9 protein-coding genes and 1 pseudogene are annotated in these 11187 nt (G+C 57.9%); 1 reads left to right on the top strand and 9 read right to left on the bottom strand.

Annotated elements, in window-relative coordinates:
• The 4 genes from VNL17_06335 to VNL17_06320 form a co-directional block, all read right to left on the bottom strand.
• Positions 1 to 1832 (bottom strand): prolyl oligopeptidase family serine peptidase (locus VNL17_06335; GenBank protein HXI83692.1); only part of this gene is annotated, 1832 nt, incomplete at its 3' end.
• A 444-nt stretch (positions 1833 to 2276) separates the two neighbouring features.
• Complete coding sequence (locus VNL17_06330) at positions 2277 to 3137, bottom strand: creatininase family protein (protein HXI83691.1); 861 nt, start codon at positions 3135 to 3137, stop codon at positions 2277 to 2279.
• Between the two features lie 319 nt (positions 3138 to 3456).
• The gene (locus tag VNL17_06325) at positions 3457 to 5370 is read right to left on the bottom strand and encodes a S8 family serine peptidase (GenBank protein HXI83690.1); all 1914 of its coding nucleotides are present in this window, start codon (positions 5368 to 5370) and stop codon (positions 3457 to 3459) included.
• 36 nt (positions 5371 to 5406) lie between these two features.
• The gene (locus VNL17_06320; GenBank protein ID HXI83689.1) at positions 5407 to 5838 is read right to left on the bottom strand and encodes a hypothetical protein; all 432 of its coding nucleotides are present in this window, start codon (positions 5836 to 5838) and stop codon (positions 5407 to 5409) included.
• A gap of 340 nt (positions 5839 to 6178) precedes the next feature.
• On the opposite strand from VNL17_06320, the gene VNL17_06315 reads away from it, so the two are divergent.
• Positions 6179 to 7135: a LysR family transcriptional regulator gene (locus tag VNL17_06315; GenBank protein HXI83688.1), complete on the top strand. Its 957-nt coding sequence runs from the start codon at positions 6179 to 6181 to the stop codon at positions 7133 to 7135.
• A 337-nt stretch (positions 7136 to 7472) separates the two neighbouring features.
• On the opposite strand, the gene VNL17_06310 is transcribed toward VNL17_06315, so the two are convergent.
• The 5 genes and pseudogenes from VNL17_06310 to VNL17_06290 all read right to left on the bottom strand — a co-directional run bounded on the left by VNL17_06310 (position 7473) and on the right by VNL17_06290 (position 11187).
• Positions 7473 to 8198: an amino acid racemase gene (locus VNL17_06310; GenBank protein ID HXI83687.1), complete on the bottom strand. Its 726-nt coding sequence runs from the start codon at positions 8196 to 8198 to the stop codon at positions 7473 to 7475.
• Positions 8199 to 8416: 218 nt separating this feature from the next.
• Positions 8417 to 9328 carry a PhzF family phenazine biosynthesis protein gene (locus tag VNL17_06305; protein HXI83686.1) on the bottom strand — a complete coding sequence of 304 codons (912 nt, stop codon included), beginning with the start codon at positions 9326 to 9328 and terminating at the stop codon, positions 8417 to 8419.
• 189 nt (positions 9329 to 9517) lie between these two features.
• The gene (locus VNL17_06300; GenBank protein HXI83685.1) at positions 9518 to 9898 is read right to left on the bottom strand and encodes a Rid family detoxifying hydrolase; all 381 of its coding nucleotides are present in this window, start codon (positions 9896 to 9898) and stop codon (positions 9518 to 9520) included.
• Positions 9895 to 10893 (bottom strand): quinone oxidoreductase, encoded by a 999-nt coding sequence (locus VNL17_06295; GenBank protein ID HXI83684.1) that lies wholly within the window; start codon positions 10891 to 10893, stop codon positions 9895 to 9897. The genes VNL17_06300 and VNL17_06295 overlap by 4 nt, the downstream gene beginning before the upstream one ends.
• Before the next feature lie 131 nt (positions 10894 to 11024).
• Positions 11025 to 11187: pseudogene (locus VNL17_06290) on the bottom strand (RidA family protein).

The raw sequence follows: 11187 nt of genomic DNA, 5'->3' as shown, positions 1-11187 counted from the left end.
AGGAACGTCGACCAGTTATGTATGCCTGCATAATCGACACCGGCCGCGAATGCATCTGAGGCGCGCGCGAGACCGAGGGCCGTCATGAGTCCCCCATAGCTTGGCCCCCAAATGCCTAATCTATGGGTGTCGACGTCCTGTCGGCCTCGCAAATAGGTGATAGCGCCGAACAGGTCATTGAGCTCGCTGCTGCCGCCGGGGCCGAGGTCGTCGGCCTCTCTGTAGTCAAGGCCATAGCCGGTACCGCCGCGATAGTTGACCGACAGCACGATGTAGCCCTCGGCGACGAGGTGCTGATTAAATGCGTATATCCAGCTATACGAACGGTTGGTATTGAACCCCAGAAACATCTGTCTTTGAGGGCCGCCGTGGAAGAACAAAATCGCCGGGTGCGGCTTGGAGGTAGTTTCGTGTGGCAGGAACAGTTGCGCGTGCGTTTCCTGGCCATCCTTCGCCGGAAAGGTCACGGCCTGGGGCATGACGAGCTTGGAACTCGGGAAGGAGGACGCGATGGCTTCCGGAGCGAGCCGCCGCCATTGCCCTTCCGCGCTCAACGCGACCGGATGCAGCGGTTGGTTGCCGTCGCTCTGCAATGCGAAAAGAGCGCCGTCGGCGCCGATCTGCGGATAGTCTTCGATGGCGTGGCTCTGGGCGGTGCGCACCGCCGAACCGTGCTCGGCATCGACCGCCCAGATATGCAACCTGTCGGTGTCATCCTGGGTGGACGAATAGACCAGGCGTTTGCGGTCCTGGCTGAAGACGACGTGTGTGACCTCGAAATTTCCCACTGTGAGTGCGCGGGCCGCCCCGCCTCGCACGGGGACGGCATATAGATGCAGCCAGCCGCTTTTCTCCCAGGGGAACACGAGATCATCATGGTTGGTCCAGAACAGGTTTGTCGCCGAGTCAACGTCGGGAACGTCGTTCGTCGCCGAGCGCGTCGGATGGAATACACTTCCGGGTCCAGCGTCGGCAATCCAGACTCGTCGCCCCTGGCCGGTTTTCACATCCGCCGTCCAGATCGACCACGGCCGTCCGCTGCGTTGGGAGAAGAATGCGGGGGGAGTTTTCTGGGCCGGCACATGAACGAAGGCGATCTGCGCGCCGTCCGGTGAGAACGCGGGCGAGCTGTCGTAGTCTAGACTCGGGCTCAACCAGACGATGGTTTGGTCAACGAAATCGTAGACAGCGATCAGCGAATGGCTGCCTCGATGGCTCACGAACGCCAGGCGCTTGCCGTTCGGCGCCCAGGTCAGCGAGTCCACTGTTCCCTGATCGATGAGCAATGGCTGCGCGTCGCCATCGCCGCTCGCGGCCACGGTCAGAATTCTTTTCTTGTCGACAAACAGCAACCGGCTGCCATCGGGCGAGAAGCTAGGAAAGTTTCCCGCGCCAACCTTATGCGGCACGCCCCCGGCCGTGGCAACCAGCCATACTTCCTTGGGCACTGGGCCTTCCGGAGAATCATTAACGTTGGCCGGGGTCTCGTCCACCAGACTCTGGCCCCGCGTGAAGGCGATCGACTTCGTATCCGGCGACCAGGCGAGTTCGCCGATATCGAAACCGTCGTCTTCTGTGTACCGCGTGATCTGGCGCGCTTTCGCGCCATGAGGGTCTGCTACCCAGATATTACTGCAGCCCTTCGCATTGAATACCCACGCGACAGCTGTGCCCGTTGGCGCGGCCAGCATGTCCGACGCAAACGGCGCCTGCATCACATCGTTGAGTGTAAAAGCCGCTGGATGGGTTTGTGCGCCGGCCAGCGTTGCGGTCATCCCGAGCACCGCCAAGCCGGCGACGCTCACCATCACTCTACACACTGACTTGTTCACGCTACCTCCACTGCCTCTACTTACCGGTTGTAGCGGAGAACCGACAATTCCACTAGTTCATTATTCTCACAATGATGTTGCTGTTCTCGCACGATTCTGCTATCCGTTGGGAGGAGGTTTTGGGAGTTACTTAGGAGGATCCCGTGCTCGACGATTTACACGCGCTCGTAGAGTTTGCCCAGGCCGGGTCCATTGCCGGTGCAGCTGATCGTCTATTCCGGACACCATCGGCTATAACCCGGCAACTGCAAAGGCTGGAGGCTGAATTGGGTGCTGAGCTGCTCGATCGCTCAGTAAAGCCGCCGCGCCTGAACTCGCTGGGCTCCATGGTGCTTGAACAAGCGCGAGATCTGAAGCCTCGTTCGAGGCGAATCGCCGGTTCATTCGCATTGGAAGCCAATGGCATTCCGATATCGGCTCCCGAAGGTGAGATTCACGATACCACTAATATCCGCCGGCTAGGAAACGACGAATCTGCCTCACCGCGTAATCGACCTTCATGTCGAATGCGCGCTTCCCCAGCTCCGCCGTTGAGCGGCGCGCGTCACCCAGGATTCCGTTTTGTGGACTCTGCGGCCCGATCTGCACCTTGCCATCGACGACGGGATCTCCCAGTGCAGAGGAGACCAGATCTCTGCGCACCCATGTGTCGTCCTTGTCGAGATACATCATTTGGGAGGTGTCATAAAGGTAACCGTGGAGGCCGAGTGGATAGCCGCGCTGCGCCAGGTACTGATCGAACGCATCATTGGCGGCCCTATAGACCTGGTCACAGTAGAACACACGAATTCCGTTTGGCCTGTAGCGTCGGTCGAGCTTCTTGGCGACTTCCTCGTAGACCTGCGGTTGGCCGCCACCGTGATCGCCCATCAGAATCACGTTGCGGAAACCGTTGAGGATCGATTCCTCCGTGATGCGCTCGAGCATGGCAGCGAGCAGCTCGTTCGTGATCCCGATGGTACCGGGAAGCGCTTCTGCATCGTTCGGAGTGTAGGGCAACACGGGCATGAAGATAGCATTGCCGAGTTCTCTCGCGATCGCCTCGACCTGCGCATGCGCAACGAGGTTATGGTAGCCGTTCGCGAGCTGGGGGCCTCGTTGCTCGGTACCGCCGGTGTAGATGAGCGCCGTCGTCTTGCCCGCCGCGAGCGCGGACTTCACTTCCACCCAGGTCATCTTCTCGAACTCCACCAGATCGGCCGGCGCGCGCGGCGCAGTGCGCGCAGATCCCGCAGCCAGTATCAGGGAGGCCGTGCCGCCAGCGATCAACATCAGCAAGGAATGCGAAACCGAACCAATGCGCATGTCTTTCTCCTTTCCACAAAAGCATAGACTGCCTGCCCTTGTAACGGAGAACCGACAATTCCACTAGTTCATTATTCTCACAATGATGTTGCTGTTCTCGCACGATTCTGCTAGTGGTTGGGAGGAGGTTTTAGGAGTTACTTAGGAGGATCCCGTGCGCGACGATTTACACGCGCTTGTAGAGTTTGCCCAGGCCGGGTCCCCTTCGGCCACAGCAATCTGATCCCCTTCATACTGGCGGCGAAGATCGATCAACTCGGACAATAAAGCCAGAACCGGAGAACCACCAAGGACACCAGGTATCACGAAAGATTAAGTATCAAGGTTTTTCTTCGTGTGCTTTTGTGGCCTTTGCGTGCTCTTGTGGCCTTTGTGCTTGACGGTACTTCCCTTCCCGTAGCAGCGCAACCGAGCGCTTTTCGTCAATCAGGTGTCGACGCCCATCCTTGCTGGTGGTAGAGCCGCGTTTGATCAGTTCAATGACTTGCGCGGGCGTCAATGACGGTTGCAGCGCGAACAGCTTAGCCGCCAGATTGGTGACATTCGGCGATGCCATCGACGTGCCTGAGAGTTGGAGTTTGCTGCCTCCCGGCACATAACTCTCAACGTTGTAGCCATCGGCGTCCACAACGACCGTATCGCCGTAGCTGGTGAACGAAGTCTCATCGCCCGCCTGGTTCACGGCTCCAACCGCGATGAGATTGGGCAAGTGCAATGAGGACGGCACGTCCTTTTCGAATTCCGCGTTGCTGTCGCTATTACCTCCGGCACAAATAAAAAGAATATTAGGAGCGTTCTTGATCGCCGTCTCAACCGCGTCATGCCAGATATCGAAGAGCTCAAGCGCGCGCTGCTTGCGTTCCGCCGGGTCCGCTCCAGCGCCTGTGTTCGAAAGCCACGCTTCAAACTCCGAAGCATCGTCGCCAAAGCTCATGTTGACTACGCGAACGTTGCGGGTGCGAAAGTAATCCGATATCTGCTCGAAGTTCGACGCCATTTTGTGCGCCCATTCCGTCGTCGGCTGGAACGTAAAATCGGGCAGTTGATCGTCAAACCGCGCCACCACCAGGCGGGCCGCCGGATTTCCTCGTATCGCAATTCCGGCAACATGCGTCCCGTGAATATAGGGTTCAAGAGCCTTATACAGATTGGATAGCTCATTGATTTGATCCGAGCTCAAAGTGCTGAACTTCAGCCGCAGCGCGCCCGCTTCCGGTGAATCGATAGCATTACTCAGGTCGCCAAGGCCCTTGAGTTGGGCGCGAGCGTCAGGGTATTGCAGTTGCTGCGCGGGGGTAAGAGGCTGAAGCCACGAGGTCGACGGGCTACCATCTTCCGCGTACGCCAATCCGTGCGTCCCGCTGGCGGTAGGGTGAGGGTCGGTGAATACCTGGTCACCGAATATCGAGACGTCGACGCCTGAGTCCCAGATTCCGACCAAAACCGGCGTCAGGTTCTCTTTCGCGTTGAGCGTGACTTCTCTCGCGGTCCAAATGTCCGGCTTCGTCACGTTATGGGTGCCGATGTAACCGCTCAACACATCCGCCCGTATATTTTTCAACGGCAGTTCGAACTGCAGCGCCGCTCGGTCGCGGATCACTGCCCAAGCTTGCTGGTTATCCACCACACCGGATTTCTCGACTGCAGGATCGATGTTCGTTTTCACAGAACCCACAATGCGGGCCTTCGACGACAGCTGAGCATCGCCCCGAGCCGACTTGGCCCAGTCCTGCACCACATCCCATGGCAGCGAATCGACTGCCTCCCGGTAGCGCTTGGCAAAGTCCCCCTCAAAAGCGGGACCGCTAGCGCCATTCGTCGCGATCTCGCTTTCCAGAACACACTGCATATAGAGCCCTGTGGTCAGACGCGGAGACGGTTTCTCCTCGAGCGCGCGCAGCGCTTTGACGGTCTCCAGCGCAGCCGCGTTTTCGCCAGCTAGGTGCTGAAGATCCAGCTTAGCGCTCAGTAGAGACCTCAACGTAGCCTTATCCTCGATTTCATAGTCGCGAAGGATTGCTTCCAGATCAGTTCTTACCTTGACTGCAAAGGCGTTAAAGGTCGCGGCATCCGCTTGCAATAGGACGGACGCAGGCCCAGGCAAGGGATACGTGAATCGGGGCAGATCGCTGTGGTCTTTAACCTGGATCTTCTTGTTGGCCTGTCCGGGTACGAACGGGACAAACAGCAGAATCAAGGCCAAGGCACAAAAAAGCTGGGATCGCTTAACCATGACTGAAACTCCCTTAGGTACGTAAATGGCGAGTGTTCATTTCAAAATAATTTCACGAATCAATTCAGTGCCCAGAACTTTTCTGTATTCACTCCGGGCCACTCTGGCCTTGTTCTGAAACTCGGTGCTACCGATTACTTTCTTGGCCACTTCTTCTTGCTCGACGCCTTTATCTAAAGCCGCCATGTTTTTATAAGTGATCCAGAGAATTATATTGGGCTGATCCGGTGATTTTGGAGTGAGCTGGAAGACCTTGTAATCGATGATTAGCCCAGCTTTCTTCGTCGCTTCCATGGTCGGCTTCCATGTCGAATTTAGCCAATCGATGTACTCTTCAAAATGCCCATACTCAACTTGTATGTAGTTCACCTCTGTGACCGGGCCCTCAGAATACTGGCGAACATCCTGGGCACGTGCATTCAGCGAAAGTGAGGAGAGACACATGGACAAAATAATGGCCTTGATCATTTTCTTTTCACCTCTGGTGATGAATCTTTACTCGGCCAGCGAAATCCTGATGCGAGGCTGTGACTATCAATAGCCGGTCCAGGTAAGGGACAAGATCTTCCACTGCCCATCAATTTTGCACACCGCCAATCCCATTGAATTGAGCGTTAAGTTTGCGCCGGCGACGCCCACCATCGCTCTACACACTGACTTGTTCACGCTACCTCCACTGCCTCTACTTACCGGTTGTAGCGGAGTACCGACAATTCCACTAGTTCATTATTCTCACAATGATGTTGCTGTTTTCGCACGATTCTGCATTGGTTGGGAGGAGGTTTTAGGAGTTACTTAGGAGGATCCCGTGCTCGACGATTTACACGCGCTCGTAAAGTTTGCCCAGGCCGGGTCCATTGCCGGTGCAGCTGATCGTCTATTCCGGACACCATCGGCTATAACCCGGCAACTGCAAAGGCTGGAGGCTGAATTGGGTGCTGAGCTGCTCGATCGCTCAGTAAAGCCGCCGCGCTTGAACTCGCTGGGATCCAGAGTGCTTGAACAAGCGCGAGCTCTGTTGCAGCGCACGGAGGCGCTGAAATCTCTTGCGTCGCGCGACGCCGAACCTCACGGCCTCTTGCGCATCGGGCTCGCGCATCCCTTGGCCGAGGGGACGTTTATCGAACCGATTCGGGCTCTGACGGAAAAATACCCCAAGGTCAGAGTGCGGCTATTGAGCGAGCGCACGAGTGAATTATTTAACCGGCTGCTCGCGGGTGAGCTCGACGTTGCAGCCGTGCCTTTTCCTGAAGGTAGGACGGCGCCTGCGCCACTTGTGACGAATATCATCGCGACGGACCGTGTGGAGATCGTTCAAGGCGCCGCAGGCAACGTGGGCGGTGATTGGGAAAGTTTGGGCAGAGCACCTTGGGTGCTCAATCCGCCTGGGTGTTTCTTTCGGGCGGGCCTCATCGATCGGATGGAACGTGACGGCTTCACCCCAATGATTGCGGCTGAAATCCACAACATGCATCTTCAGCTGGCGTTCGTTCAGTCAGGATATGGAGTCGGGTTGCTGCCGGCGCGATTTGTTGCCAGTAACAATTCTCTCGGCACGGTTGAAGTGTTGCGCCCCCCATCATTTGACTTGCACATGTCCGTCGCGATAGTGCGGCTTGGGCAACTCGGTGCTTTGGAGAGGGCTGTCGAACTGTTGGAACACCGCATTCGACATTTGTTTGAGGCAGCCGACACCACGAAGCCCGTAACGAGGAGCCGAAGGCGTGTACGCGCGAATCGGCGGAACGCGCGACCGCGCAAGTAGTCACTCGGACATCGCCCGTTGCAGCTCTCTACTCACTTGCGTTGGCTAAGTTTCTCCCGCCGGATGCCCGGGAAGCCGTGAGTCTCTGCAATAGACCCGATGCGCAACGCTGCCGGCTCCCAATCAACAATTTGATGACTTACATCGCTCGGATCGGGACGCACAACACAGCCCTTCCCACCCGTTCGACCACGCCGGCGCCCTCAACGGCAGATACGGCCAAACTTGTTGCATTTGAAGCCCCTTTGATTCTTTCGGGCCGTCCCTTAGCTTCGTAGCGTCGTTTACGCGCTACAAAATGGCAGCGATCTGACCCGAGCAGCCTGTGTACGCCTTGTTAGGACAACAGCCGCCTCAGCGCGGCCTTTACGTGAATATGAGCCGTATCTAGAAATGGGATGCTGCAACTCGCGTCCCGCAAAATCAACGGCAGCTCTGTGCCGGCTAGAATCAAGCCTTGCACCTGCTCCTGCTTGGCAAGACGCTCGGCGATCACCAGCAACCGCTCCCGCGTTTCGGGCAAGAACATGCCCTTCAGCAGTTCATTGATGTACTTGTCGTGGATGTAGGTTTGCTCGGTTTCGTTGGGGACGACGAGGGCGATCCCGGCCTTAGAAAAGACGTCCGGGTAAAAGCGTCCCTGCATCGTGAAGCGCACACCGAACAGGCCGAGCCGACGCAGTCCGAGTTCTTCCGCGACCTCGCGCGTCGCTTCCACGATGCTAATCAGGGGGATAGACGATCGGCGCTGAAGCTCGCCAAAAACAATATGTGGGGTATTCGACGCAAACAATCCGACATCGGCTCCCGCCCGTGCTAACTTCTGCATTTCTTCGCTCGCATAGGCGGCCGCGGCGGTGAGTTCGTTCGCAGCGAGCATATGGAGCCACTTTTTCAAGTCGATGCTGTTCAGGAGAATGGAGGGAGCACTTCCATCCTTCGTTTGATCACGCCACAGTTGGATGAGCGAGCGATAGTAGTCAACGGTTGACTCGGGTCCAATTCCTCCCACGATCCCTAAGGTCTTCATTGATGGCATCTCCTTCTCGTCGTCTTGTTCCATTCCAAGGCAAGCATTGAATGCGGTTTGGTACTTATCGCCATACCGGAACCGTCAACGAGCACGTAACGGTAAGACTTCACTTGGCCCATTAATCAGCGACCTCCACAGCCATAATGGCGGCCTGAAGTGTGGCAAGTAATTCGATCGCGACGCCGCTAGCCGTTCGTTTCCCCTCAGCGGTGGTAATCTGCTCACCTAGCTTGCCGCACCAAAGTCGGCTATCCGCGGAGTGTTCCTTCGCCGACAACTACCGCCTGGCCACCGACCCGCACCTCCTCGAGGACTCCGGCACGACTGGAGAGCGCAATTTGAATGCGGCATGGGCGGCCCATCCGGACACCCTGCAGGCTCACGAGCCGCGTGGCCGTGCCGGCTGGCACGGCGTTGTGCTGGAATAGATAGGCGCCCAGCGGTCCGCTTGCGCTGCCGGTGCCGGGATCCTCCGGAATGCCGAGGCTGGGAGCGAACATGCGACTGTACACCGTGGCGCCATCACTGGCCGTCTCGGGCGAGAACAAGAAAACCGGGTGCTCTTCGAGGTGCACCGCGCGGAGTAACGCACCCAGCTTCGCACGATCGAGAACCGCCGCATCGACCGCCGCGCGTGACTTTAGCGCAACGTACACAAACGGGAGGCCAGAGGAAGCGATCTCCACTGGCAAATCCCTCCCGGAAAGGTCGCCGGGCTGAAGGCCGAGTGCGGCGGCGATTGCACCGGCGTCGGCGATAACAGGGCCCGAGGCGGGGAGGGGTTGCGTCATCCAGGCATAGCACAGCGCGCTCGGACCCCACTCGAGCCCCACGGTGATTGGTCCGATATTCAGGTCCAGCACGGCTTTATCGGTCCCAGCGCGCAGCCGTCCTGCTCCCGCGAGCGCAAAGGTCGTTCCGATCGTCGGGCTCCCAGCCATCGGGAGCTCCTGGGAGGGTGTGAAAATGCGGACGCGCGCGTCGGTGCCGGGAGCCTCGGGAGGCAATACAAACGTGGTTTCGGGGAGACACATTTCATTCGCGATCCGCTGCATCCGCTGTTCGTCAATTCCTGCGGCATCGAGGAACACGGCTAACTGGTTGCCCGTGAATGGTTGATTCGTAAAAACATCGAGATGGACGTACTGAAGAACAGGCATTGGCTGCCACACTCCTTTATCTGAGAGAATTGTTCTCAACTTTCGCGCAAGGCGATGATCGGGTCCACTTTCATCGCGCGCCGACCGCCTCAGGCAGAACCGCGAGTTGATTACCGCCGAACGGTGTCGAACTGCAAATATCGACTATTTGAAATGCGTACTTCATAAGATCAACCTCCGCGTGTCGCCTCAAGCCTTGACGACGAGGTCGATCTCAACGCAGGCTCCTAGCGGCAGCGCGGCCACCGCGATCACCGTACGGGCGGGAAAGGGTTGACTGAAATGCTTGGCGTAAATGCCATTCAACGCCACGTAATCACTCATGCTGGTGAGATACACACCGGCGCGCACAACGTGATCGAAACTCTTTCCGGCCGCCTTGAGAACCGCCGAGAGGTTCTGGAAGACGCGCTCCGTCTCGGCCGCAATGCCCCCATCGACTACCTTGCCGGTGGCCGGGTTTTGGCCGACCTGACCGCTGAAATAGATGAAACCACCGACTTCGATCGCCTGGGAAAACGGGCCGACCGGCGGCGCGAGTTCGGGCGAGGTAATTGCGGTCTTGCTCATGGCAGACTCCTTTGGATACTGGGTTGGATGGTCAGGATGGTGGAGCCCGAGGTTGCGCGCGCTTCCAAGGCCTTGTGGGCGTCGGCGGCATCCTTGAGCGCAAAGCGCTGATTGACGTTAATGCGCACCTTTCCCGAAGCCACCACATTGAACAACTCGCTAGCGGAAGCTTCAAGCTCTTCTCGCCGCGCGATGTAGTGGAAGAGCAAAGGCCGTGTCAGAAAGAGCGAACCCTTCTGCGACAGTAGGACGGGTGCAATAGGGTCGATTGGACCGGAAGCTTGTCCGAACGTCACCATCAATCCGCGTGGTCGTAGACAATCGAGCGAGCGTAAGAAGGTATCCTTGCCGACGGAATCGAAGACCACCGGCAGTTTCTCGCCGCCGGAGATCCGGGAAACTTCTGCCACGAAATCCTGTTTGGAATAGAGGATGGTGTGTTTGCAGCCGTGGGCGTGAGCCAATTCGGCCTTGGCTTCTGTCGAAACGGTACCAATGACCGTCGCGCCGAGAGCGGCCGCCCACTGACAGAGAATGAGCCCGGTCCCGCCGGCGGCGGCGTGCACGAGGATCAAGTCACCCACCTTGACCGGATAAACCTGCCGGATCAGCACCTGAGCAGTCATACCCTGGAGCATCATCGCGGCTGCTTGATCGAAGGAGATCGCATCCGGCAAGCGCACCAGTCGATCGGCTTCGATGAGCCGCACCTCGGAATAGCCACCGGCGGGACCGGCATAGGCCACCCGATCGCCGACTTTCACACCACGCACATCCTGCCCGATCGCCTCGACAGTCCCGGCACCTTCGAGACCCGGAATAAAGGGAAGCGGCTGCGAGTAATATCCCGTGCGGTGATAAATATCGATGTAGTTGAGGCCCGCCGCCGCCTGTCGCAGGCGCACCTGACCCGACCCGGGCTCACCGACCTCGATCGGTGTCCAGTTCAGAACCTCGGGACCGCCGGTCTGCCGAATTTGAATCGCATGAGGCAGCAGGGTTTCCTAAACTTCCTGCTCTTTGTAGCGGAGAACCGACAATTCCACAAGTTCATTATTCTCACAATGATATTGCTGTTTCCGCACGATTCTGCTGTTCGTTGGGATGAGGTTTTAGGAGTACTTTACATCAGATCGATGGCCGCGGCGTGTGCGGCGTTTTTCCCTTGCTCGGTTGTTAGATTCGCACCCAACTGACCGACCCATGGCTGGCCGCCGAGTTTGGCAATGTGACCAGCCAAGAAAATCAAATTGCCGCTGCGTAGGAACGGTACAAAAGCTGCTACGGCG

Source organism: Verrucomicrobiia bacterium (assembly GCA_035577545.1).
Taxonomy (GTDB): Bacteria; Verrucomicrobiota; Verrucomicrobiia; order Palsa-1439; family Palsa-1439; genus Palsa-1439.
Note: the sequence above shows the minus strand (reverse complement) of the source record. Positions and strands in the feature narration are given on the sequence as shown.